Source organism: Pseudomonas sp. HC1(2025) (assembly GCF_058742075.1).
The window spans coordinates 2,799,185-2,823,311 of sequence record NZ_CP196017.1; the positions used below are offsets into that span (position 1 = coordinate 2,799,185).

Annotated in this window: 17 protein-coding genes and 2 pseudogenes; 14 read left to right on the forward strand and 5 right to left on the reverse strand. The window is 59.9% G+C overall.

Translation table 11 applies throughout. The features are described from left to right. Nucleotides 1-21: 21 nt before the first annotated feature. Nucleotides 22-1,506: a DHA2 family efflux MFS transporter permease subunit gene (locus ACSSVH_RS12690; RefSeq protein WP_492634647.1), complete on the forward strand. Its 1,485-nt coding sequence runs from the start codon at nt 22-24 to the stop codon at nt 1,504-1,506. A gap of 181 nt (nt 1,507-1,687) precedes the next feature. On the opposite strand, the pseudogene ACSSVH_RS12695 reads toward ACSSVH_RS12690, so the two are convergent. Both ACSSVH_RS12695 and ACSSVH_RS12700 read right to left on the reverse strand, forming a co-directional pair. After that, nucleotides 1,688-2,377 (reverse strand): annotated as a pseudogene (locus tag ACSSVH_RS12695) (tyrosine-type recombinase/integrase); the annotation flags it as partial. A 199-nt stretch (nt 2,378-2,576) separates the two neighbouring features. After that, a complete protein-coding gene (locus ACSSVH_RS12700; RefSeq protein ID WP_262376887.1) occupies nt 2,577-3,491 on the reverse strand; it encodes a LysR family transcriptional regulator in 915 nt (304 codons plus the stop codon). Between the two features lie 247 nt (nt 3,492-3,738). Between ACSSVH_RS12700 and ACSSVH_RS12705 the strand changes: the two genes are divergently transcribed. The 4 genes and pseudogenes from ACSSVH_RS12705 (at nt 3,739) to pgm (ending at nt 10,049) form a co-directional block, all read left to right on the forward strand. Then, on the forward strand, nt 3,739-4,761 hold the full coding sequence (locus ACSSVH_RS12705; protein WP_169951539.1) for a zinc-dependent alcohol dehydrogenase family protein: 1,023 nt from the start codon (nt 3,739-3,741) through the stop codon (nt 4,759-4,761). 689 nt (nt 4,762-5,450) lie between these two features. Beyond that, nucleotides 5,451-6,860: a hypothetical protein gene (locus ACSSVH_RS12710; RefSeq protein ID WP_262376886.1), complete on the forward strand. Its 1,410-nt coding sequence runs from the start codon at nt 5,451-5,453 to the stop codon at nt 6,858-6,860. Between the two features lie 28 nt (nt 6,861-6,888). Beyond that, nucleotides 6,889-8,288 (forward strand): annotated as a pseudogene (locus ACSSVH_RS12715) (aminotransferase-like domain-containing protein). A gap of 114 nt (nt 8,289-8,402) precedes the next feature. Continuing rightward, a complete protein-coding gene (pgm, locus tag ACSSVH_RS12720) occupies nt 8,403-10,049 on the forward strand; it encodes a phosphoglucomutase (alpha-D-glucose-1,6-bisphosphate-dependent) (RefSeq protein ID WP_169951545.1) in 1,647 nt (548 codons plus the stop codon). 130 nt (nt 10,050-10,179) lie between these two features. Here pgm and ACSSVH_RS12725 read toward each other — a convergent pair whose 3' ends face one another. After that, nucleotides 10,180-10,875, reverse strand: coding sequence for a pirin family protein (locus tag ACSSVH_RS12725; RefSeq protein ID WP_492634648.1), 696 nt, complete (start codon nt 10,873-10,875; stop codon nt 10,180-10,182). Between the two features lie 227 nt (nt 10,876-11,102). Here ACSSVH_RS12725 and ACSSVH_RS12730 point away from each other — a divergent pair, with 227 nt between their 5' ends. Then, a complete protein-coding gene (locus tag ACSSVH_RS12730; RefSeq protein WP_492634649.1) occupies nt 11,103-13,556 on the forward strand; it encodes a UvrD-helicase domain-containing protein in 2,454 nt (817 codons plus the stop codon). A gap of 46 nt (nt 13,557-13,602) precedes the next feature. Here the strand turns inward: ACSSVH_RS12730 and ACSSVH_RS12735 are convergent, their stop codons facing one another. Beyond that, nucleotides 13,603-13,875, reverse strand: a complete 273-nt coding sequence (locus ACSSVH_RS12735) for a DUF1652 domain-containing protein (RefSeq protein WP_169951551.1) — start codon at nt 13,873-13,875, stop codon at nt 13,603-13,605. 257 nt (nt 13,876-14,132) lie between these two features. Here ACSSVH_RS12735 and ACSSVH_RS12740 point away from each other — a divergent pair, with 257 nt between their 5' ends. The 4 genes from ACSSVH_RS12740 to ACSSVH_RS12755 are packed head-to-tail and all read left to right on the forward strand — an operon-like array spanning nt 14,133 to nt 17,922. Continuing rightward, entirely contained in the window at nt 14,133-14,957 is an 825-nt protein-coding gene (locus tag ACSSVH_RS12740; protein WP_169951553.1) for a helix-turn-helix domain-containing protein, read from the forward strand. 49 nt (nt 14,958-15,006) lie between these two features. Continuing rightward, nucleotides 15,007-16,413, forward strand: a complete 1,407-nt coding sequence (locus ACSSVH_RS12745) for an NAD(P)/FAD-dependent oxidoreductase (protein ID WP_492634650.1) — start codon at nt 15,007-15,009, stop codon at nt 16,411-16,413. Nucleotides 16,414-16,440: 27 nt separating this feature from the next. Continuing rightward, entirely contained in the window at nt 16,441-16,782 is a 342-nt protein-coding gene (locus ACSSVH_RS12750; protein WP_169951558.1) for a cupin domain-containing protein, read from the forward strand. A gap of 60 nt (nt 16,783-16,842) precedes the next feature. Beyond that, on the forward strand, nt 16,843-17,922 hold the full coding sequence (locus ACSSVH_RS12755; RefSeq protein WP_169951560.1) for a polyamine ABC transporter substrate-binding protein: 1,080 nt from the start codon (nt 16,843-16,845) through the stop codon (nt 17,920-17,922). Between the two features lie 294 nt (nt 17,923-18,216). Here ACSSVH_RS12755 and ACSSVH_RS12760 read toward each other — a convergent pair whose 3' ends face one another. Then, nucleotides 18,217-19,011 carry a helix-turn-helix transcriptional regulator gene (locus ACSSVH_RS12760; RefSeq protein ID WP_169951562.1) on the reverse strand — a complete coding sequence of 265 codons (795 nt, stop codon included), beginning with the start codon at nt 19,009-19,011 and terminating at the stop codon, nt 18,217-18,219. Nucleotides 19,012-19,224: 213 nt separating this feature from the next. Here ACSSVH_RS12760 and ACSSVH_RS12765 point away from each other — a divergent pair, with 213 nt between their 5' ends. From ACSSVH_RS12765 to ACSSVH_RS12780, 4 genes are all read left to right on the forward strand, one after another. Then, complete coding sequence (locus ACSSVH_RS12765; protein ID WP_492634651.1) at nt 19,225-20,589, forward strand: APC family permease; 1,365 nt, start codon at nt 19,225-19,227, stop codon at nt 20,587-20,589. A gap of 9 nt (nt 20,590-20,598) precedes the next feature. Beyond that, nucleotides 20,599-21,696, forward strand: coding sequence for a DmpA family aminopeptidase (locus tag ACSSVH_RS12770; RefSeq protein WP_169951566.1), 1,098 nt, complete (start codon nt 20,599-20,601; stop codon nt 21,694-21,696). A 425-nt stretch (nt 21,697-22,121) separates the two neighbouring features. After that, nucleotides 22,122-23,570 (forward strand): serralysin family metalloprotease, encoded by a 1,449-nt coding sequence (locus tag ACSSVH_RS12775; protein WP_169951568.1) that lies wholly within the window; start codon nt 22,122-22,124, stop codon nt 23,568-23,570. A gap of 72 nt (nt 23,571-23,642) precedes the next feature. Next, on the forward strand, nt 23,643-24,011 hold the full coding sequence (locus ACSSVH_RS12780) for an AprI/Inh family metalloprotease inhibitor (RefSeq protein ID WP_407073405.1): 369 nt from the start codon (nt 23,643-23,645) through the stop codon (nt 24,009-24,011). The last annotated feature ends 116 nt before the right edge of the window (nt 24,012-24,127 follow it).

Sequence of the window (24,127 nt, forward strand, 5' to 3'; positions counted from 1 at the left end):
TTTAACGTAAATTGGACTCCGATGCGCAAATATCGAATTCACGCCTTGGTCGCTGCCGCCTATCTCGGAACATTTCTCGCGACGCTGGACATCAGCATCGTCAACGTCGCACTGCCTACCCTTCAGACAGCGTTACAAACTGACTTGGCGGGTCTTCAATGGGTCGTCAACATCTATGCAGTCGCATTGTCCGCGGTGATGCTATCTGCCGGACCTCTTGGTGATCGCTATGGGCACAAACGGGTTTGGCTTGGTAGCGTTTTGCTCTTTGTGGTTGGATCGGTCATCTGCTCGCTGGCTAGCCAACTGCCGATGCTTTTGTGGGGGCGAGCTGTCCAAGGCGTTGCCGGCGCTATGCTTATACCGGGGGCAATGCCGATTCTGGCTCACGCATTCCCTGATCCCGGCCAGCGGGCGCGGGCGATTGGCGGGTGGTCCGCTTTTAGCGCACTCGCGTTGATTTGCGGGCCGTTAGTGGGGGGCATATTGGTCGAGCGTGTCGGGTGGCAGAGCATTTTCCTGGTCAATGTCCCGCTTGGCATTCTGGCAACTGTGCTGGGTGCGTATGGTATTCCCGAGCGCAAGCATCTCGATCACGCGGCGTTCGATCCAGCAGGGCAGGCGCTTAGCATGCTATGGCTGGGGGCCCTCAGCTATGGCCTCATTGGAATCGGGGAACATGGCAGTTCGCCCGATAGGGTTTTAATCCCTTTGCTTACTGCCGCAGTGGGCTTCATCGCATTCGTATGGGTTGAGTTGCGCGTCAAACGGCCTCTGTTTCCGATCAAATTATTCCGTAGTCGCCCGCTGGTGCTGGCCAATCTGGCGTCGTTTATTCTCGGCTTCTCCAGTTACAGCAGCCTCTTCTTTTTGTCCCTTTTTCTCCAGCAAGTACAGGGGAGCAGCCCGGAGATTACTGGTTGGAAACTAATGCCGCAGTTCGTCATGATGGCACTGGCCTCCTTGTTTTTCGGGCGATTCGTGGCGCGGTTCTCGATGAAGTTCCTGATGGTCACAGGTTATGCGCTGATAGGTCTGGCCTTGTGCGCCATGGTCGTTTTCAATCCATGGACTCCCTATCTCGGGATTGGATTGATCCTTGCCGTACTGGGTTTTGGAACAGGGTTATCAGTACCCGCAACCGGCATGATGGTCATGGGCTGCGTCCCGCCTGAACGTGCCGGCATTGCATCCGCGACAATGAACGCCTTGAGGCAGACCGGAATGGCTTTGGGAATCGCCATTTTAGGTAGCACCATGAGTGTTTATGCGGTCAATAGGCTCACTGTTGAAATACAAGACAGTGGGCCAAGTCATGCAGCTTATTTGGCTCGACGAGCGATAGTGGACCATGTTTTCCCGTCGACTCAGCCCTGGGTTGTCGATCTTTACAGGTCAGCGATGGCGGGTGGCTTTGGTCTCGTCATGATCTGTGCAGGCCTGGCATGCCTGGCGATATCAGGTCTGCTGTTTTTCTTTTTTACTCATAGGCCTGCGGATGCTTGAACTCGTGGAGCGGGGGGCTATTAGAAACGGAAACTTACGAACGCCCCTGCGCAAAACGCCAGAAAGCCGTGTGTTCAGTTTGTACCGGATCTGCCCTGCTGACTTTCGCGATAACGAGACTTATCTGAGTAACCTGCACAGCTCCCGCGCCTCTTCAGATGTCCGTTAAGTCTTTCGGTAAGTAAACCGGTGAGACGAACACCCAGCCTTTGCCTTCTTCATCCACCACGCGAATTCTATGTAGCTCGCGTAACAGAACCAAGGCTTGCTCAGGCAACGGCACTATGTGTTTGCTCTTGTCCAAGTGTTTGGTCTTGCTCACCATATAACGCCAATCGGCGCCCACCCAGTCGACATCTTCCCAGCGCATCTGAACCAGTTCGCCTGGGTGGACCGGTAACATGACCAGCAGGCGCATTGCGGTGGCAACGCTGCCGTCGTTGCAGTCATCAAGGTGTAGAAAAAACCTGCCTAGATCGGCCGGCCGTTCGATCGCCGGGTTGCTGGTGACGACATGGCGGATCTTCAATTCCTCAATGTTGCTGAGCGCTACGTTGCGATCAATCCAGCCGCGCCCTTCAGCAAACCCCAGGACGGCGCGGATGATGGTGCGCACGCGCCGGGCCATCGCCAGTGTGCGCTGGCGGCGCAGCTCGGTAATGATCGTGGCGTGCGCCGCGGGCAATGTCGCGCGCCTCCTTGAGACCAATGTCGGGGTAAGCGCCGATGGAGAAGCGGTTTGCAGGCGATACTTCAATCGCCAAACCTTGGAAGGGGATTTGCCGACCTTGCTCGACGCCCTTACCTCCACGTAGAGCCCAGGGACTTCGCCATCGGCGTGTTTGCTGGGTTCGGTCAGCGAGCGGATCAAGGCATCGCTGAGTTTTCGTTTGAAAACAACCGCATTATCTGGGGCATCGCTGGGGGCATCCTTTTAAGGAACCGAAATTTGCCCCCAGTTATGCCCCTATGAGCCGTGGAATCCATCGGATTTAGACAGACGGAAGTAGACTTAAATTATCAATAAGTCGTTGTTATAAAACGCTTTTATGGAGTTTAGTGGAATTGCATTACAGGCTATCGGGGTCGCCAAAGAACATCTGAATCCGCGACCGCAACCACCGCTCCCCCGGATCATTATCCTGGGAGCCGCGCCACGCCATGTGCAGTTCAAAGCTGCGCACCGGCAACGGCGGGTCTTCGGCGCGCAGGCCGCCGGCGGCGGTCAGGGCTTCGGCGGTGTAGTCGGGGACGGTCGCCAGGATGTCGGTGCCGGCCAGTAGGGTGCCCAGGCCGTTGAATTGCGGGACCGCGAGCACCACATGGCGTTTGCGGTCAAGTTTCTCCAGCTCTTCATCAATAAACCCGCTGAGATCGCCGGCAAACGAGACCAGGGCGTGGGGGCGGGCGCAGAAGTCGTCCAGGCTCAGGGCGCCGGGTACGCTGTCGGCGCGCAGCAGTTTGGGCAGGCTGCGGCGCAGCAGTTTGCGCTTGGCGTTGGCCGGCAGGTCGGCGGTGTAGCTGACGCCAATGGAGATCTCCCCGGAGGCCAGCAGGCCCGGCATCAGGATGTAGTTGACGCGACGGATTACCAGCACGATGCCCGGCGCTTCGGCGCGCAGGCGCTTGAGCAGTGGCGGCAGCAGGGCGAACTCGACGTCGTCCGACAGGCCGATGCGAAACACTGCGGTGCTGGTGGCCGGGTCGAACTCGGCGGCGCGGCTGACGGCGGTGGAAATCGAATCCAGGGCCGGCGACAGCAGGGCGAAAATCTCCACGGCTCGGGCCGTGGGCTCCATGCTGCGCCCGGTCCGCACAAACAGCGGGTCATCGAACAGCCCGCGCAAGCGCGACAAGGCAGCGCTGATGGCCGGCTGGCCGAGGAACAATTTCTCGGCCGCGCGGGTCACACTGCGCTCGTGCATCAAGGTTTCGAATACGATCAACAGGTTCAGGTCGACACGACGCAGGTCGTTACGGTTCATCTTGTGTCCTGGCAGATTCAGCGAACTTGACGTGAACGGCCACATGATAACAATGGCCGGCGTGAATCTTACGGGGAAAGGCTGGTACTCTGCACCGGCTAATTCAGATTTCCTACGCTGCCTGGTGTTTTTTCCTAGGCGGTGGAATCAATGACAGACATGACGACTATTAATGGCGACCGGTGGCCTTGCCCCGAAAGCCCAGATAAAGTTCATGGCATTAGAGGTTACTTTGGCGAGGTTTGCGATGTCCCGCACGATCCGTTTTCACAAGTTTGGTCCGGCCGAGGTGCTCAAGTGCGAAGAGCATGAAGCCACGTTGCCCGCACCGGGCGAAGTGCAGGTGCGTGTCGAGGCGATTGGCATCAGTTGGTACGACATTCTCTGGCGCCAGAACCTGGCGTCGTCCCACGCGCGGCTGCCTTCGGGCCTTGGCCATGAAATGGCCGGCGTGGTCGTGGCGCTGGGCGAGGGCGTCGAGGACCTGGCGGTGGGCGACAAGGTCGCTAGCTTCCCGGCCGAAAGCCCCAATGATTACCCGGTATATGGCGAGTTGATTGTGCTGCCCCGTTCGGCCCTGACCCGTTACCCGGACGTATTGAGCCCGGTGCAGGCCAGCGTGCATTACACGCCACTGTTGATTGCCTACTTTGCCTATATCGACCTGGCGCGGGCCAAGCCTGGGCAGTTCGCCCTGGTCACCGATGCCAGCCATTGTGCCGGGCCTTCGTTCGTGCAATTGGGCAAGGCCCTGGGGGTGCGGGTGATCGCGGCCACCAAATCACCGGACGAGCGCGAGTACCTGCTGTCCCTGGGCGCCGAAAAGGTCATCGTCACCGAAGAGCAGGACTTGCTGATGCAAATCAACAAGTTCACCGATGGGCGCGGCGTGGATGTGGTGTTCGACGGCCTGGGTGGCCCGCAGATGTCGCTGCTGGGCGATGTGCTCGCGCCACGTGGCAGCCTGGTGTTGTATGGCCTGCAAGGCGGCAACCAGACGCCATTCCCGGCCTGCGCCGCGTTCCAGAAGAACATCCAGTTCTTTGTGCACTGCATCGGCAACTTCACTGGCAAGCCGGAGCTGGGCATCGCCCAGGACCAGGCTGCGCTGCAACGGGCGCTACGTGAGATCAACCAATTGACTGCCGACGGGCTGCTGATACCTCTCAAGACCCGGGTATTTGCCTTCAGCGAATTTGTCGATGCACACCGCTATATGGACGAATGCCCATGTCGCGAGCGGGTGGCGTTGCAGGTTGAAGCCGTTTGATCTGTGGGAATGTTCGTAATCGGACATTCCGCCTACGCTGCCCATGGGGCAAATACGCCATTTGAAAGGACGGTACCTACGCCCTTGGCACCAGGACTGTCACCGTTTCCCCCCTGTAAAACCTGCCTTTTAAGCCGCCGCCGCCCTGAATCCCAGAGCCGCGGCGTTTTGCGTGGGCCCCGCAACAAGTGCCAAGCTGTTGATCTGCACTGGTTTTTACGCTGAGTCTGTATCTTTTAATCATCAAGCAAGCGCTGATAATTGCCCGGTCACTTTCATCTCAAGGACTGAGCAATGATTGCAGAAAACAAATCACAACAGCGGTTCGCTGTAACTAGTAAGTCGCCTTGTATGCCGGGCAAAGGATGTTGGTCGGTAGATAGAGTGCGAACTAAATCCGGTAGTTTCCCTGCGCTGTATATGTCAGACCATTCTTGATTGTCTGAGTTAAATTCCACTAGGAAGCTGTAAGACCGTTCCTAGGCTGGCCAGCAGGCCGGTGTAGGGGCTTTCTTCAACAGCTGATGGCATCTTCGCAGGGATGTTCCGACTGGCGCTTTGTTGTGCGGTGCTAACATTTAGCTATCAGCCTTAGTCGCAACAGGCGCCAACTCCAAGCAAACCGCAGGACGGACAGGCACGCCTAACTGCTTGCCCGGAACTGACAGTTAACTTCAGGTAGTAAAGCTATGAGCGCTATTCACGAACAAGCCATGAATTATGTTTACCAGCAAGTATTGCAACGCTTACAGGGCTACTTCTCGCGAGCGGAGCGAACTGCACTTCAATTATTGATTCAGCGGTTGATTGTGGCGGCAGGCGGCATCGAACAGATCGGTGACTACAAAGTATTGGTCGCCCATGGGGGCGGCAGAGGCAGCAGTTATGCATTGGCCTTCCTGCGTGCCGCCCAATTGACCATCGCCGGCCGGGCGCCGAGGAGTTTCCAGTTGCGCGTCGCAACCCTGCGGCATACGGGAATGACGCAAGCCGCGCTGGACAGCATTCATCGTGGCTACAGCGCATTGTTTTTCCATGACGACCCCCGGGTCGAGCTGATGATGGTGGAAAACCAGGAGGTCTTGCCCTTCAACCACCTGCGTCCGGCTTCGACAACTGGGCAGGATATCGGCCGGCGCAATATGTTGATGGTCGGGCATAGGAGTTGCGGGGATATTCGCACCAGCCTGTGTAACGACGGCTACTTGTCCCTGGGGGATTTCTATCGGCGCATTACCGCCTGGGACGGTGGGGTGCACGCCCTGGTCAGCAGTGATTCGCCGCGCAAGCAAAACCAATACCTGGCGTGGCTGGTCAAGACTACCCGCGCGGCGGGCATGAAAGGTCACTCTGGCCGGCCCCTGGCGCTCACCGCCCTGTTTACTCGCATGGACGATTGCAGCGTTGGCTATTACCGCGATGTGTATGGCGAGCACTATGCAGCACAGGATGCATCTTCCAAGGAAGTGCATCGCCACCTGGCCTACATCGGCGTAGCCGACCTGTTATGCACCGGGGAGCTGGACTGCACCGCATTGCTCAACGATTTCATGGGTTACAAGCAAGATGAGTTTGCCTTTCAGTTCAGCACCCCGGCCTACGCCAACCCATTGATGATGGCGCACATGCATGGCCTGCACGCCGAAGTGTTGCTGGGCATTGACTATCAGCAGGGTGTCAGGGGGTTTATCGAACAGGCCATCGGTTTTATGCGCCGCAAAAGAATCCCCGAACTGCTGATTGCCCAAGCCGGTACTCCGGACGGGCGCATGCTGGCGACGACTTACGCGCGTGAGTTTTTTGGCCTGGAAGAAAGCCAATTGGTCTGCCTGTTGTTTTCACCGTTTATCCAACAAGGCCAGCGGCTGGAAGCGTTCTTGCGCCGCTGCCACCCCGGCATGCTGGTGGCGCTGCCCGAACTGCACAAAGCCCTGGAGGGCAAGGCGTCGGCCGAATTGATCCAGCATTGGATTGTCGATACCAGCGGTTTGCCGCTGGCGTTGTTGCAGCATTTGTACCGCAACGATCTGGCGGCCAATGCCGCCTGCATCAACAGCGAGGAGCCGGTCACAGGGCCGCACGGCGTGCCAGGACGCTGAAGGTGGGTGTGCGACGGCAGAAAACGTCATGAGTGAGGACAAACAGGCAGACTTCGCCTATCAGGCTGTGTATCGCTACATGATCAACCTGATCAATGAAGTGGGCGGTGAGGCGAGGGTCAAGCTGCCGTCGTTGCGACACCTGGCCGAGCGTTTGAGCGTGTCGATTTCCACCATTCAATACGCTTATTCGCTGCTGGAAAAGGAGGGCAGGGTGTACTCGGTGGCCAAGTCCGGTTACTACGCCTTGCCCATTGCCAGCACTACCCCGTGCTGCACCGCCGGTGATTTGCTCGAGCGCTTGTATGCCGGGGCGCGCAGGCCGGGGATGTTGGTGCTCAGTGCCGATGAGCCGGCGCAACTGCTGTCCTTGGACGGCCCATTGCTGCAACTGGAGCGTGAGCTGGTGCGCCAGTACCCGCGCCAGTTGCAGCCCTATTCCCAGCCCTGTGGTATCTGGGAACTGCGTGCGGCTTTGGCGGCGCGCTACACCCGTTCGCCTACACGATGCTGGCAAGCGGATGACGTCTATATCGGCGCTGACCTGCGGGGCGTGCTGGCCATCCTGATCGAAGTCCTGGCCCTCAAAGGGGCGGCGGTGCTGGTGGAGTCGCCGTGTGACTGGCTCGTGCTACGGCTGCTGCAAGACGCCGAAGTGCGGGTGATCGAGTGGCCGTGCAACGAGCAGGGACGGCTGGACCTTGCGTATCTGGAGCAGCAGTTGCGTAGCGAGGGCGTGCAACTGGCATTGCTATCCTCGACCCCCGGCCTGGCCACCGGCAAAGCCTTGACCCTGGCCGAGCAGGCGCAACTGGCAGGGTTGCTGGAGCAACATGGCTGTTGGCTGCTGGAGAACGACATCCATGGCGGCTTGGAATTCGAGGCGTGCGCCGGCTACTTGCGGGACCTGGTGAATCCTGAGCGGTTGATGGTGTTTTCTACCTTCGAGAAACTCATGGCCCGGAAGCGCCCTATGGTTACCTGCTGTCGCGGCACATGAGCACGCAATTGCAGCGCCAGTTCCTGTTGCGCGCGTTTCGTTTGTCGTCCATTCGCCAGCGGGCGATTGCCCGGCTGGACCACAATGGCCGCCTGGACCAGCACTTGCTGGAGCTGCGCGCACTGCTCAAGGAACACGCGGCAGCGATGCACAAGCGTCTGGAGCAGCATCTGGGCGAGCGCGTGACATACCGCCAGCCCCAGGCAGGCGCCACCTATTGGTTGCGCTCGACCGAGGCTGTGGATATGCGCCGGGTATTCCAGAACATGCTGGCGCGCCAGGTGGTGATCGCCCCTGGTGAGTTGTTCAGTGTCAGTGGTCTGTACCAGCAGCACTTTCGTTTGAGTCATGTGTTCAGCTCCCACCATAGCCTGGACCTGGTCCTGGAAGAGTTGGCGCGGGCACTCAAGCAGGGGCAGAATGGATGATTTGGTGTTGCGGGAAATATCCCTAATTATTGTGGGATAGATACCGTCGCATGGCGGTCGAACTCCCAGTAAACTGCATTCCTTTTCCGAATCCTTCTTTTCAGAGGTTTTTGCATGACTCTCAGTCCTTTTGCGGGCAAACCGGCACCGGCTCAATTGCTGGTGGACATCCCGCGACTGGTAACGGCCTATTACACCGGCCAGCCCGATGCAGCAATCTCCACTCAGCGCGTGGCATTTGGTACCTCCGGGCACCGTGGCAGCTCTTTTGACTTGAGCTTCAACGAATGGCACGTGCTCGCCATCAGTCAGGCCATTTGCCTGTACCGCGAGGCGCAAGGTATCAATGGCCCGCTGTTTGTCGGCCTCGACACCCATGCGCTGTCCACCCCGGCGGGCGCCAGTGCGCTGGAAGTACTGGCGGCCAACGGCGTGCATGTAATGCTCGCCGAGGGCGATGAATACACACCCACCCCGGCGATTTCTCACGCCATCATCTGCTACAACCGTGGCCGCACCAGCGGGCTGGCGGATGGCATTGTCATCACCCCGTCCCACAACCCGCCCCAGAGCGGCGGCTATAAGTACAACCCGCCCAACGGTGGCCCGGCCGATACCCATGTCACCAAGTGGATCGAGGCCAAGGCCAACGAGCTGCTGGCGGCCAAACTGGCCGGGGTCAAGCGCATTACCCACGCGCAGGCGTTGAAAGCCGACACCACCCACCGCCATGACTACCTCAACACCTACGTGGCCGACCTGATCAATGTGATCGACATGGACGCCATCCGCAGTGCCGATCTGCGCCTGGGCGTGGATCCGCTGGGCGGAGCCGGGGTGCGCTACTGGTCGGCCATCGCCGAGCACTACCGTTTGAACCTGGAAGTGGTGAACACCGAAGTCGACCCGACTTTCCGCTTCATGAGCGTGGATTGGGACGGCCAGATTCGCATGGACCCATCCTCCAGCTATGCGATGCAAGGCCTGATCGGCCTCAAGGACCGCTTCGACGTGGCATTTGCCTGCGACCCGGACCACGACCGTCACGGCATCGTTACCCCGTCGGGCGGGCTGTTGGCGCCGAACAACTACCTGGCCGTGTCCATCGACTACCTGTTCCAGAACCGTCCCCAGTGGCGTGCTGATGCTGCCGTTGGCAAGACCGTGGTCAGCAGTGGCTTGATCGACCGCGTGGCCGCGCGCATTGGCCGGCGCCTGTACGAAGTGCCGGTGGGCTTCAAGTGGTTTGCCGATGGCCTGTTCGAAGGCTCGCTGGGCTTTGGCGGCGAAGAAAGCGCGGGGGCTTCGTTTTTGCGTAAGGATGGCACTGTCTGGAGCACGGACAAGGATGGCTTGATCCCGGCCTTGCTGGCCGCGGAAATGACCTCGCGCAAAGGCCAGGACCCAAGCCAGATCTACCGAGGCCTGACCGACGCCCTGGGCGAACCCTTCGCCATTCGTGTGGATGCCAAGGCCACGCCGGCGCAGAAGGCGCTACTGGGCAAGCTGGCGCCGGCGCAGGTCACGTCCACGCAGTTGGCCGGGGAAAGCATCCAGCAGATCCTCAGCCATGCACCGGGGAACGACCAGGCGATTGGCGGGTTGAAAGTCATGACCGAAAACGGCTGGTTCGCCGCACGGCCATCGGGCACCGAGGATATCTACAAGATCTATGCCGAGAGCTTCATTGGCGAAGATCACCTCAAGCGCCTGGTGGAAGAGGCGCAGGTGTTGGTGGACGGCGCCATCACCCCGAACTGACACACAGTTGTAAAAAATGTGGGAGCGGGCTTGCCCGCGATGGCGGTGGATCAGTCAATGTATCGGTGACTGACCCAACGCCATCGCGGGCAAGCCCGCTCCCACAGTGTGTTTAGTGCCAGGCTTGGGATCAGGCCAGGTCCACCAGCACTACTTCGCTGTCTTCGAGCGCGGTCACTCGCAGCACGCGTTCATCCTCTACCGCAACGCCGTCCCGCGCATGCGCTCGCAAGCCATTCACATCGATCACCCCAGTGGCCGGCACCAGATACGCCCGGCGTCCTGCATCCAGGTGATACTCGGCACTTTCCCCGGCCTTCAGGTTGGCCGCCACCAGGCGCGCGTCGGCACGGATCCGCAGGCTTTGATTGTCGCCGTGCTTGCCACTGGCCAGGGTCACGAAGCCTTCGCGCTCGCCCTTGGGAAACGGCTTGGCACCCCAGGAAGGGGGCAAACCCGCTTCATTGGGAATGATCCAGATCTGGAAAATCTTGGTTGCCGTGGCTTCCAGGTTGTATTCACTGTGGGCTATCCCGGTGCCCGCGCTCATTACCTGTACGTCGCCAGCCTCGGTGCGGCCTTTGTTGCCCAGGTTGTCCGCGTGGCTGATGGCACCTTCACGTACATAGGTGATGATTTCCATATCCCGATGCGGATGCTGAGGGAAACCGGTACCGGGCGCGATGATGTCGTCGTTCCACACCCGCAGGTTGCCCCAGTGCATACGCTTAGGGTCATGGTATTCAGCGAATGAAAAGTGGTGATGGGCATCCAGCCAACCGTGATTGGCACCGCCCAGGGAGGTAAAAGGTCGAAGTTCAAGCATGATCGTCTCCTGTTGATGGGCCTATCTTCTATCAGGTCATCATCGATAAAAAGCGTAAAAAATGCCTTATTTCAATCAAATTATTCGATTGGTTTGTGGTCGCGAAAACTCGACCCGATCTTCACTTCATCGCCTAACCACATGAAGCCAAAGCAATTGGCTGGAACTGTCGGAGGTTTCCGGCGACCATAGCGTTTCTGTCCGCTCAAGCCCCCGCAGGAGTCCGCGTGCCGCAACACACTCCCGATCTGCCCCCCGAACTGCGCCCGCTGGCGCAAATGCCGCTATTCAAGCGCCTGGCTGCCCGGCTGTTTGGCCATGGTTTAACGCGCCTGCGGGCCCAGCATCGTTTTTCGTGGCTGCATGGCCAGGCCGACGGTTTTCGCAGCGGGCATGAGGCGGGCGTGGAGTATGGCTACCAGGAGGGCAGGCGCGATGGCATCGAGGAAGGGCGCCAGGTCCTGTTGATCCGTGATTATCGCAGCGATGAGCATCGCGTCCCGGGTGTCGACGACAGCCTGTTCGACGATTGGCGCCTGCCACTGACCGCGGAGCTGAAAAAACGTATCAAGGCCGATGTGGCCCGCCTGCTACCGGCTCATGCGCAGCCCAGCGCAGCCCAGTGGAAGATGATCTTCAGCGACACCCCGTCCACTTCGGTGATTGCCGGTGCCGGTGCCGGCAAGTCCACGTCGCTGGTCCTGCGGATCCTGCTGCTGACGCATTACCTGGGCTTTGAGCTGAGCTCCATGACCGTGGTGACCTTCACCCGTGAATCGCGCAAGGACTTCATCAACAAGCTCATGCAGATTCTCCAGCTGTGGGGCCAACCCCTTGGTTTGAAAGAAGCCCAGGCTGTGGTGCGCACCTTTCACTCGCGCATCCTGCCCATGGTCCGCAGCCTGCCGGGCTTTGAGCGGTTGCAGGCGTTCGAGAACCTGCACCACGGCACTTACGACGAGGAGGCCGATAGCAACCCCTTCGACCTGCGCATCAACGATGCCCAACGCCAGCAACTCAACGCCTGTTATCACGGGCTCCATGGCCGGCATGCGCGCTTTCGCGAGCTGATGACGCCCATGGCCCGCCACGCCCTGCAGCTCAAGGAGCTGGAGCGCGACCACCCGGATGTACAAAAGCGCGTGGCGGTTACCGAGTTGGCAGCCAAGCGCGACGAAGAGCTGTGCGATGTGATCGAGGACCTGTGGTTGCGCGCCGGCGCATGGCCGATCCAGGGCATCGAGCCAAACCGCCAGAGCGTTGAAATCAATGGTGCGTCGTTCCATTGCCATGGCTACTGCGCCGAACTGGATGCCTGGGTGGTGTTGGGTTTCGACTCCCGGGAAAACCCGCAGATTGCTCGCCCTGGGGCCAAGCTGTCGGTACGCGCGGAATGGGCGGTCAAGCGCACCTTGTTTCAAGCTTTCTGTCGTAAGCCATTGATATGGATAGATAGCTACGAGTCATCCAGGCGCCTGTTGAGCAGCCTGGCCGCAGATACCACCTCGGGGCCGGGGTTTGATTACAAGGTCAAGGGTGAACTGGCTTCGGCGCCGCTGCTGGATTGTTTCGTCACCGCCGCCGGGTTTATCGAAAACCTCGGCCTGGACGTGCCCACGGCTGTGGGCCAAATGAGCTTTGCCAAGGATGACCCGGATCGCGGTTTCTTCGAGGCCCTGGGTATTTTCTGGAAGGCCCTGGAAGATCACCTGCTGGACCAGTCGCCGCCGATCATGACCTATAACCGCATGTTTTCGCTGTTTGGCGAGAACACCCCGGAAAACCTCAAGTTGCTCAACGATGGGCTGTTGCGGCCGCTGTCGCACTTGATGATCGACGAATTCCAGGATGTCTCGCCGCAGATCGTCTCGTGGATCCGCGCCAGCCTGCGCGAAATCCGCAGTCGTGGGCCGGCGATGCATGTGGGGCGCGGTGCCCAGCATTCCTCGCTGCTCTGCGTGGGTGATGACTGGCAGTCGATCTATGGCTGGCGCGGCAGCTCGCCCAAATACTTCATGGAGTTCAACAAGGAGTTCCCGTCACCGGCCACCACTCGGGTGATGCTCGGGGAGAACTTTCGTAGTCACCAGCACATCATCGATGCTGCCGAACACATCGTTAAAGCCGCACCGGCGATCAGCGGCAAAAAGGCCAAGGCCAGCGGCGTAGATCGGGCATTGGTGCCGGTACAGGTGCTTGATCGCGACGAGGCAGCCTTGGCCCAGCAGTTGCTGGCGCACTATCAGCGTGGCGAATCGGTATTGATGTTGTATCGAAAAAGTAGCGATAAGCTATTGATTCAAGAGCATATTCAATCTGTAGTTAATCTTGATTCTAGCTTGCCTCCCGCCATGCGCCGCCTCAAGCAACTGACCTACCACAGCGCCAAGGGCCTACAGGCGGATGCGGTGTTTCTGCTCGGCGATTGCCCGCACCTGACCCGCTCGCCGTACAAGAACCAGGTGTACCGCATGGCCGGCCTGGGCAAGGACGGTGATGCCGAGCCCTACGACAATGCGCAAAAAGACGAGGTGCTGCGCCTGGCCTATGTCGGGATTACCCGGGCGGTGAGCCATTGCTATTGGTATGTCGAAGGGCAGGATGGCCAGGGCACGAATGCGCCGAAGGCGTCGGATCGGGTGGTGGGGAGCAAGGCGTTCTTCGATGACCGCCGCCGTTAGATCCCTGTAGGAGCTGCCTCGCGAAGCGAAACAGCCCCTACGCAGTTCAGGCCTGCCGCAGTTGCGGGCGCACAAACGAGTCCAGCTCAGCCTCGATTGCCTCGATAATCCGCTCCACATCCGTAGCGTTCATCACCGTGGCGCAAGGAATGCCGGCGATGGCAATCAGGGTTTCGCCACTCTCTCGGTCAAACAATCGCGCGATCATGCTGCCAGGCGCGTCCATGCTGCCTTCAAAGCCAACCGGGTGAAAGTGCCAGCGCATCAACTGGCATGCATTGGGGAACGTCACTTTGTTCATGTTGCCAACCTTGTTCATTGAGCACTTCCTTTAGCTCGCGGCAAGGGCGTCAGGTCCATCAATAGTCCTGACGGTGAAGCTTAAAAAATAGCACTCACTGGCAATAAGTACCGGGGTTTTTTCTGTCCGTTCGGCGCTTCCTTGCGAGAAGTTTGACGTGGGTCATGTCTTACAAATGCTTAGGCAAAAGGCCATTACTTAAAACTGTCACTTGGCCATTGAAGCACCCGGTAAAGTTGTGCAAGCTCCAGGCTTTAGCCGTTTTCGAGTGTTGTATGCCACAGACCGTCCCGGCCGATTGCCCGCAACAGACCCAAGCGACTGCCGACGTGGTATTGCGCCATCACTTGTGCTGGAAGCACCGCGACCTGGACGGGGTAATGGCGCACTATCACCCGGATATCCAGTACCACGACTTCTTCCAGAACCGCGTAGTGTGCTTCGACCAGTTGCGTGAGTACCTGCAAGCCAGCATGCCGCGCGACCCCGACGAGGCGATTGAGCACACCGATCGCATCCGCACCGACGGCGATACCGCATTTATCCAGTATCGCGTGACCTTGCGCGGTGGCCAGGGCCTGGTGTCGTTTCGCACCAGTGAGGCGATTACCGTGCGCGACGGGCTGATCTGGCGCGTCAACGAATACGCGTCCCTGGTGCACGAGCCCGCCACCAGCCGTTCCCAGTCCCAGGCCACACGGCCGACCGTCAGCCGCCTGGGCCTGTCGCCCCAGCAACTGAGCTACCTGGCCAACGATTTGCAGCAGTACTTCCAGCGCCAGCAACCCTATCTCGACCCCGAACTGGACCTGCAACGGGTGGCCAAGGAATGTGGCTACAGCCGTAACCAGATTTCCTACCTGCTCAACCAGGTGCTGGGGCAAAGCTTCTACCGCTACGTCAACCAGGCCCGCCTGCAACATTTACTGGCGGCACTGGATGGCGCCACGCCGCCGATCCGCATCGATGAACTGGCATTTGCCGCCGGTTTCAACTCGTTGTCGGCGTTCTACAGCTGTTTCCGCCAGCACACCGGCCTGTCGCCCAAGGCCTACGTCAAACAAATTTCCCTGCGTGCACGCGCGCAAGACGACGACTGAAGCCAGGCACTAGGATCACGCCATCGACGTTTGGTGGTGGAGTTTCAGCATGCCGGCATGGCGCAAGATCAGTTTATGGATGGACCAGCTGCAAGAGCCGCTGGAGGCGCGTGCGTCCCTCGGGCAGGACCTGGATGTCGATGTGGCCATTATTGGCGCCGGCTACACCGGGTTGTGGACCGCTTATTACCTCAAGCGCCATGCACCGCAGCTCAAGGTGGTGATCGTCGAGGCGCAGACCGCGGGCTTCGGAGCCTCCGGGCGCAACGGCGGTTGGCTGATGGGCAACCTCCTGGGCGAAGACCGCTTGCTGGCGGGGTTGCCTGCCGAGCAGCGCCGGGCCTCGTTTGATCTGCTGCACGGCATCCCCGATGAAGTCGGGCAGGTGTTGCAGCGCGAAGGCATCGACTGCGACTACCGCAAGGGCGGGGCCCTGCACTGCGCCGCCCGTTACCCCGAGCAGGAAGCCAGCCTGCGCGAATACCTGGCCAAGCTCCATGGCCAAGGCCTGACCGACGAGGACTACCGCTGGCTCAGCCCCGAGCAACTGGCCGGGCAGATCCGCATTGCCTCGGCCTATGGCGCGGTCTACACGCCCCATGTGGCGACGATCCACCCAGCCAAGCTGGTGCGCGGGTTGGCGCGGGTGGTCGAGGCCATGGGCGTGGCGATCTACGAAAACAGCCCGGTCACCCATTGGCAGTCCGGCAGCCTGCGCACCGACAAAGCCCAGGTCCGGGCCTCGTGGGTGGTGCCGGCGGTAGAAGGCTATGCGCCGACGCTCAAGCCCCTGGGGCGCTATCAACTGCCGGTGCAGAGCCTGATCGTGGCGACCGAACCGCTGCCGGCCAGTACCTGGGAAGAAATCGGCCTGAACCAGGGCCAGGCCTTTGGTGAAAGCAGCCGCCAGGTCACTTACGGCCAACGCACCGCCGATAACCGCTTGGTATTTGGTGCCCGTGGCGGCTATCAGTTTGCCGGCAAGCTGCGCCACAACTTCGACCTCACCGACAGCGAAGTGGAACTGCGTCGCTACCTGTTCTGCGAGCTGTTTCCGCAACTCAAGCACGTGCGCGTGACCCACTCCTGGGGCGGCAACCTCGGTATGTCGCGGCGCTTTCGGCCGCACATGCTGTGCGACCAACAGAGCGGCATCGCCTTGTCCGGCGGGTATGGCGGGGAGGGCGTGGGCGCCAGCAACCTGGGCGGGCGGACCCTGGCCGACCTGATCCTGGGGCGTGACACGCCGCTGGTCCGGCAGCCGTGGGTGCTGCGTGATGGCGGCCTGACGGCGCTCAAGGGCTGGGAGCCGGAGCCATGCCGCTGGCTGGGCTACAACGCGATCATCCGCAGCTTTGTCCATGAGGACCAGACCCTCGCCGACCCGAACACCGCGCCCTGGCGGCGCAAGCTGGCCAGCGGGATGGCCGGCTTCATGGAAGGTTTCATGCACTAAGTCGCTTCATTCACCACAGGTATGACCATGAGCATTACCCAGTTCAAAGACACACTAAACCGCCACCTGCCGGACTCCAGTCCAGTCGCCGTGCCCCTGGGCACCCCGGTCGCCGTGGCCTCCACCCTCAGTGTGGAACGCAATGATGGCGTCGAAACCGGCATCTGGGAATGCACCCCGGGCCGCTGGCGGCGCCAGATCGTGGCGCAGGAGTTTTGCCACTTTATCCAGGGCCGCTGCACGTTCACCCCCGATGACGGCGAAACCCTGCATATCGAAGCCGGCGATGCACTGATGTTGCCGGCCAACAGCACGGGGATCTGGGATATCCAGGAGACCGTGCGCAAGACCTATGTATTGATCCTCTAATCTTTTGATCCTTGATCGCCTGCCATAAAAACAGCCCTATAACCGCCAGGAAATCGAACCATGAGACCCATTGCCCTGTTGCCCTTGATGTTAGTGGCCTCCCTGACCCAGGCCGCCGAAACGGTGAAAATCTACAACTGGTCGAGCTACATCGCGCCGGACACCACCAAGAACTTCCAGAAGGAAACCGGGATCGGTTTCAGCTATGACGTGTACGACAGCAACGAGACCCTGGACGGCAAGTTGATGACCGGCAACTCGGGCTATGACGTGGTGTTCCCGTCCAACCACTTCATGGCCCGGCAGATCCAGGGCGGGGCCCTGAAAAAGCTCGACAAGAGCCAGTTGCCGAACTGGAAAAACCTCAACCCGGTGCTGCTCAAGGCCCTGCAAACCAACGACCCGGGCAATGAGCATGGCTTCCCGTACCTGTGGGGCAGCACCGGCATCGGCTACAACATCGACAAGGTCAAGGCAGTGTTGGGCGAGGATGCGCCGGTCGACTCCTGGGACTTGATCTTCAAGCCCCAATACATGGAAAAACTCAGCAAATGCGGGGTGGCGATCCTCGACAACGGCCCGGAACTTCTGCCGATCGCCCTGAATTACCTGGGCTTGCCCCATCACAGCAAGAACCCCGAGGACTATAAAAAAGCCGAGGCGCTGCTGATCAAGGTGCGGCCGTACATTGCCTACTTCCACTCCTCGAAATACACCGGCGACCTGGCCAACGGCGACATCTGCGTGGCGGTTGGCTTCTCGGGTGACGTGCTGCAGGCCGAAAGCCGCGCCAAGGAAGCCAAGAATGGCGTGAAGATTGGCTACAACATTCCCAAGGAAGGCGCTGCGATCTGGTTCGACATGGTCGCCATGCCCGCCGACGCCCCGGATGAAAAGGCCGGCTATGCCTTCATGAACTACCTGCTGCGCCCGGACGTGATGGCCGACATCACCAACTTCGTGCACTACGCCAACGGCAACAGCGCCGCCGACAGCCTGGTAGACCCGGTGATCAAGAGCGACACCAAGGTGTACCCGAGCGAAGAAATGATGGGCAAGCTATTCGCCCTTGAAGCCATGCCGATGAAGATCGACCGCATTCGGACGCGGATCTGGAACACCATCCGTACCGGGCGCTAGATACCTGTGACTGATCTACCGCCATCGCGGGCAAGCCCGCTCCTACAGGGGATCTCGGTTGGGCACAGGACTTTGCACACCACACACCAACTGTAGGAGCTGGCTTGCCAGCGATAGCTGTAGGCCATTCAACACATCCTTACATGACCCACCGCCATCGCGGGCAAGCCCGCTCCTACACGAGATCTCGGTTGGGCACAGGACTTTGCACATACCACACACCAACTGTAGGAGCTGGCTTGTCGGGTCGCCGCATCGCTGCGATAGCGGTGGACCAGTCGATACATGGCCTGCCTATGGGTTATCCAGGTCATGCCCCAACGACTGGATAAACAACGAAAACAGCTCCGGCTGCGACGAGATATCCAGCTTGGCGTAGAGGTGGCGTCGATGCACCTTGACCGTGTCCGGCGAGATGCTCAGGCGTTCGGCCATGGCCTTGGACGAGAACCCGCGCAATACCAGGCGGGCGATTTCCAGTTCGCGCTCGGACAACACCCCACTGCCAAAATGGCTCAACGCATCGCGGATCTGGCTGGCCATGGCCGCGCCGGCCGGTGCGCGCTGGGTGCTCTGCTGCCAATGTTGCTGCATCAAGGGCAGCACCCACGCCGCCAGCAGCGTCAGTAGCCCGGTTTCCGTGGCGGTAAACACGCGCTGCATCCCCAACGACAACGACAAGGTGCCCACCCCGGGCAGTTGCAGGATGAATTGCACCTCATCCTCCAGCACGTTGTCGTGAAAGTAATTGAGGAAGTACTCACTCTGGCGGAAATGGTCCGGTGCCACCTCTTCGAGGCGATACACGCCACTGGCGTAACCTTCGCGGCAGGCCTGGAAGAACGGGTCGAGCAAGTACAAGCCATTGAGGTACACCAGCATCGACGCCGGCTTGCTGGTGGGCTGCGCGTCGTATTCCTCCAGCGCCTGGGGCGGCCCATCCATCGGGTAGAAGATCGCCAGGGCGTTATCGAAGGCCAGGTTCTGGTGCAGCAGCAACACCAGTTGCTTCCAGAAACGCTCGGTGCCAATTTGCGACACGGTGCGACCCAGGCCCGCATGCATGCCGATTTCCCTGAACAGGCTCATGTGATGGGTTCCGATGGCTGAAAGATCGGCCAAGGGTTCGGCTTTTGCACGAGCCCGTCAAGGGGAGTACTCCAATAGGGGAATTGGCGGGCGCCGGCACAGCGCCTAGATTCCCTGGCATTCAGCGGGAAACATATCCCGCACCCGCTTTCCCTTTTTCGTTTCTGCCTCAACCAGCTTTCCAATAAAAAGAATAACCATGAGGATAACGACATGAGCGCAACCCCCGCACCCGATGGCGTGCTGAAACCTACCTTGAGTGTGTTCGATGTGGTGGCCATTACCGTTTCGGCGGTAACTCCGGCCAGTTCCGTATTTGTGATTGCACCGTTTGCGATCCAGCAAGCCGGCAGCGGGGTGTTCCTGGCGTTTGTGATGGCTGGGCTGCTGGCGCTGATGTTCGCCTTTTGCTACGCGGAGCTTGGGCGCGCCCATAACAGTGCCGGTGGCGAGTATGTGTATGCCAAGCGCGTGTTCGGCGGCATGGCCGGCTACGCGACCTTCCTGACAGTGCTGGTGATGCTGTTGTTTATCCCGCCGGTGCTGGCCACCGGCGCGGCGACTTACCTCAACAACGCTCTGGGCACGAAATTCGATTCACAAACCGTGGCCCTGGTGATTGTGGTGTGCAGTTACGCCCTGGGCATTCTCAATATCAAGCTCAACGCCTGGATCACCGGCACCTGCCTGCTGCTGGAAGTGGCGGCGTTGTTGGTGATCGTATTTATTGGCTTCGGCAACCCGGTGCAGCCGGCCAGTGTGCTGTTCCAACCGCAGATCGTCGAAAACGGCGTGCTGCACCTGGCGCCCTGGGCGCTGGTGATCGGCGCGGTGGGCATCGGCCTGTTCTCGTTCAACGGCTACGGCCCGGCGGTGCTGCTGGCCGAAGACATGAAATGCGGCGGCAAGGGCGTGCACAAGGCGGTCCTGTGGTCCCTGGGCCTGGTGGTGGTGATCGAGTTGGTGCCGATCACCGCGCTGTTGATCGGCGCGCCCTCCCTGAGTGAGATGATCAGCAGCCCGGACCCGATCGGCTACCTGCTGACCAGTCATGGCAATGAAACCCTGTCACGCCTGGTCAGCGCCGGGATCTTCCTCTCGGTGTTCAACGCCATCGTCGCCATCGTGATCCAGATCGGCCGGGTGGTGTTCAGCAGTGGCCGCGATGCGCTGTGGACGCCGACCATCAACAAATTGTTCACCCGCATCCACCCGCGTTGGGATTCGCCATGGCTGGCCACGCTGTTCCTGGCGATACCTTCGGCACTGCTCAGCTTCAGCTCCAACCTGGCAGACCTGACGTCCTTCAGTGTGTTGTTGATCATGCTGGTTTACCTGATCGTGGCCCTGAGCGCGCTGATGAGCCGGGTGCTGTTGCGCGACCGCGAGCACCCGTACCGCATGCCCCTGTGGCCGGTGCCGGCGTTGCTGGCCGTGGCGGGCGCGGGTTATCTGTTGTTTACCTTGTTTATCGCGGCCTCCATGCGCGACATCATGATTATCATCGGCCTGTTGGCAATGTCGGTGATCCTCTATTGCATCAGCGGCCGGTCGAGTCCGGCGTTTCAGAAACTGTAAGGAGTGGTTATGCGCGCACGTCAATTGGGCATTACGTTGGGGTTGGGCACGCCCGGCGAATTGAATGCGATTACCGACGTCCCCGGGGTTCGGGTCGGCCACAGCACGCTCAAGGAGCAGATCGACGGCAAGCAGGTGCGCACCGGGGTCACATTGATCCAGCCGCGGGCCGGTGCGGCGCGGCTACAACCGTGTTTTGCCGGGTACCACGTGCTCAATGGCAACGGCGACGCCACGGGCCTTGAGTGGATCGGCGAAGCCGGGCTGCTGACGACGCCCCTGGCGATCACCAACACCCACAGTATCGGCATTGTGCGCGACACCCTGATTGCCCTGGAGCGCGACAGCCTGGCGGACCCGGCGGTGTACTGGTGCATGCCAGTGGTGATGGAAACCTACGACGGCCTGCTCAACGATATCTGGGGCCAGCACATCGGCCCCGAACATGTGCTGCAAGCCATGGCGAGCGCGGAGTCCGGCCCGGTGCAAGAGGGCGCCGTGGGCGGCGGCACCGGGATGATCTGCCATGAGTTCAAGGGCGGCATCGGCAGCGCCTCGCGCAAGCTGGCGGTGGAGCAGGGCGGCTGGACCGTTGGCGTGCTGGTGCAGGCCAACCACGGCAAGCGCCAGGAGCTGCGGGTGGATGGCTATCCGGTGGGGCGCCACCTGATGGACATTGCCTCGCCGTTTGCCGACCGGGGCACCCCGGGCATGGGCTCGATCGTGGTGATTATCGCCACCGATGCACCGTTGCTGCCGCACCAGTGCCAGCGCCTGGCGCAACGCGCATCCATCGGCATTGCCCGCACCGGCGGCGGCACCGAGGACTCCAGTGGCGATCTGTTCCTGGCCTTCGCCACCGGCAATCACCACCTGCCGCCGGCAGATTACGGGCGCAAGGACTTGCCCCTGAGCACAACCTTGAGCATGGTCAATAACGATCATATTTCGCCCTTGTTCAGCGCCGCGGCCGAGGCGGTGGAAGAGGCGATCATCAACGCGATCCTCGCCGGGGAAGACATGACCACCGCCGATGGCGTGCTGGTGCCGGGGCTGGATGGGCAGACGCTGCTGGAGGCGCTGCGCCAGACGGGCTGGCATGGGTAAGCCTGAGGCCGCTATCACCTTGTAGGTGCCGGCTTGCCGGCGCTGGCTGTCAATAATAAAACAGTGGCTATTTAATATTTGCGAATGACACGGTGGCACTTTTAAAGTGCCGCCCAATCAATATATTGGATCCATTACGCAATAAGTGTGACCCGTCTGGCATTTAATTATTTAGCACTATTTAATATTTAAATAGCCGATTCTCTGTCACTCGCCCCAAAACAAAGAATATAAACACTTAATTCCCAATGTTTGCAGCCGTTATTCCGTCCATGAACTTTTCCAACAAAAAAATCACTGGACGTGTGATTTCGAATTGTGTCAGTTTTCTTTCGCCTTCATAAGAGGCGAGTGATAGGACGATCTCGCCCGAGAGCGTCATATCGGACAAAAACTGTTCCACTTGCAAACAAGGAAGTACGTTTATGTCGAAAGTAAAAGACAAAGCTATTGTCTCGGCAGCTCAAGCAAGTAGTGCCTATTCACAAATCGATAGCTTTAGCCATTTGTATGACCGTGGCGGCAACCTCACGGTCAATGGCAAACCTTCGTTCTCTGTCGACCAGGCAGCCGACCATTTGCTGCGCGAAAACGCGGCATACCGGGACGTTGACGGCAACGGCAGGATCGATCTGACCTACACCTTCCTGACCCAGGCTTCCTCGGCGACCATGAACAAGCATGGTATCTCCGGGTTCAGCCAGTTCAGCAACCTGCAAAAAGGCCAGGCCGTACTGGCCATGCAATCCTGGGCCGATGTGGCCAATGTCACCTTCACCGAGAAAGCCTCGGGCGGCGACTTCCACATGACCTTCGGCAACTACAGCGCAGGCCAGGACGGCGCAGCGGCCTTTGCCTACCTGCCCGGCACCAATGAGAAGTACCACACGAGCGGCACGGATGGCACCTCGTGGTACCTGATCAACAACAGCTACACCGCCAACATCAACCCTGGCCTGAACAACTACGGGCGCCAGACCCTGACCCACGAGATCGGCCATACCCTGGGCCTGGATCACCCTGGCGACTACAACGCCGGGACCGGCAACCCGTCCTACAAGGACGCGGACTACGGCCAGGACACCCGTGGCTACAGCGTCATGAGCTACTGGGGTGAAAACAACACCAACCAGAACTTCACCAAAGGCGGGGTCGAGGCTTATGCGTCCGGCCCGCTGATCGACGATATCGCGGCGATCCAGAAGCTCTACGGCGCCAACTTCAACACCCGTGCCGGTGACACCACCTACGGTTTCAACTCCAACACCGGGCGTGATCACCTCAGCGCCACGTCCAATGCCGACAAGCTGGTGTTCTCGGTGTGGGACGGCGGTGGCAACGACACCCTGGACTTCTCCGGCTTTACCCAGAACCAGAAAATCAACCTCAACGAGACTTCGTTCTCCGACGTGGGCGGCCTGGTGGGTAACGTGTCGATCGCCCAGGGCGTGACCGTGGAAAACGCCTTCGGTGGCTCGGGCAACGACCTGCTGATCGGCAACGCAGTGGCCAACACCCTCAAGGGTGGTGCCGGCAATGACCTGATCTACGGCGGTGGCGGTGCCGACAAACTGTGGGGCGGTGCGGGTTCGGACACCTTTGTGTTCGGTGCCAGCTCTGACTCCCGGCCAGGTGCGGCGGACCAGATCCTCGACTTCACCTCAGGTTCGGACAAGATCGACCTGACCGGCATCACCAAGGGCAGCGGCCTGCATTTCGTCAACGCCTTTACCGGCGCTGCCGGCGATGCCGTGCTGACCTACGCCTCGGGTACCAACCTGGGCACGTTGGCGGTGGACTTCTCTGGGCACGGGGTGGCGGATTTCCTCGTCACCACCGTGGGCCAGGCGGCCTATAGCGACATCGTGGCTTGATCAAGGCGTAACGAAGGGCGGCGCCCCGGCGCCGCTCTTTCCTTGCAACAGCCCCGTAAACGGGTAATGGTGATGACTATTTTTCGCAATGCAATCGCCTGGGTGATCCCGGCATTGCTCGTGTCGGCAGGAGCCAACGCAATGGCAAGCAGTCTTGTTTTACCCAGCACCGCGCAACTGGCTGGGCACTGGCAACTACACCAGCAGGAGCAGGTGTGCGAGCTGGATCTGATCGCCCAGCCCAATAGCCTGGCGGGTGATATTGAGTGCGCGCAACAGTGGCTGGGGCAAAAACCCCTGACGTGGCTGCCCACCCCGGATGGCATCTGGCTAATGAATGCCGAGGGCACCGGTATTACTCATTTGAATCGGCAGAAAGAAGGCGAATATACCGCGCGTTCTGCTTCTGGATTAGAGCTGTTACTGCAACGCACACAATAATTAACTATTACGGTTATATGCTTATAACTACCAGGTATAGAGCTGTTTGTTGGTCGTGACCTATATCCACCTGTCACTTCCAGCGCATTAAACACTATTGAAATAGTTGCCCGCCC

What these genes read in the sequence shown, in the direction of transcription:
- ACSSVH_RS12755 (WP_169951560.1), top strand. Translation starts at nt 16,843, where the DNA reads ATGAGACCCATTGCCCTGTTGCCCTTGATGTTAGTGGCCTCCCTGACC.
- ACSSVH_RS12725 (WP_492634648.1), bottom strand. Translation starts at nt 10,875, where the DNA reads ATGCTTGAACTTCGACCTTTTACCTCCCTGGGCGGTGCCAATCACGGT.
- ACSSVH_RS12765 (WP_492634651.1), top strand. Translation starts at nt 19,225, where the DNA reads ATGAGCGCAACCCCCGCACCCGATGGCGTGCTGAAACCTACCTTGAGT.
- pgm (WP_169951545.1), top strand. Translation starts at nt 8,403, where the DNA reads ATGACTCTCAGTCCTTTTGCGGGCAAACCGGCACCGGCTCAATTGCTG.
- ACSSVH_RS12775 (WP_169951568.1), top strand. Translation starts at nt 22,122, where the DNA reads ATGTCGAAAGTAAAAGACAAAGCTATTGTCTCGGCAGCTCAAGCAAGT.
- ACSSVH_RS12710 (WP_262376886.1), top strand. Translation starts at nt 5,451, where the DNA reads ATGAGCGCTATTCACGAACAAGCCATGAATTATGTTTACCAGCAAGTA.
- ACSSVH_RS12745 (WP_492634650.1), top strand. Translation starts at nt 15,007, where the DNA reads ATGCCGGCATGGCGCAAGATCAGTTTATGGATGGACCAGCTGCAAGAG.
- ACSSVH_RS12770 (WP_169951566.1), top strand. Translation starts at nt 20,599, where the DNA reads ATGCGCGCACGTCAATTGGGCATTACGTTGGGGTTGGGCACGCCCGGC.
- ACSSVH_RS12705 (WP_169951539.1), top strand. Translation starts at nt 3,739, where the DNA reads ATGTCCCGCACGATCCGTTTTCACAAGTTTGGTCCGGCCGAGGTGCTC.
- ACSSVH_RS12740 (WP_169951553.1), top strand. Translation starts at nt 14,133, where the DNA reads ATGCCACAGACCGTCCCGGCCGATTGCCCGCAACAGACCCAAGCGACT.
- ACSSVH_RS12690 (WP_492634647.1), top strand. Translation starts at nt 22, where the DNA reads ATGCGCAAATATCGAATTCACGCCTTGGTCGCTGCCGCCTATCTCGGA.
- ACSSVH_RS12700 (WP_262376887.1), bottom strand. Translation starts at nt 3,491, where the DNA reads ATGAACCGTAACGACCTGCGTCGTGTCGACCTGAACCTGTTGATCGTA.
- ACSSVH_RS12780 (WP_407073405.1), top strand. Translation starts at nt 23,643, where the DNA reads ATGACTATTTTTCGCAATGCAATCGCCTGGGTGATCCCGGCATTGCTC.
- ACSSVH_RS12735 (WP_169951551.1), bottom strand. Translation starts at nt 13,875, where the DNA reads ATGAACAAGGTTGGCAACATGAACAAAGTGACGTTCCCCAATGCATGC.
- ACSSVH_RS12750 (WP_169951558.1), top strand. Translation starts at nt 16,441, where the DNA reads ATGAGCATTACCCAGTTCAAAGACACACTAAACCGCCACCTGCCGGAC.
- ACSSVH_RS12760 (WP_169951562.1), bottom strand. Translation starts at nt 19,011, where the DNA reads ATGAGCCTGTTCAGGGAAATCGGCATGCATGCGGGCCTGGGTCGCACC.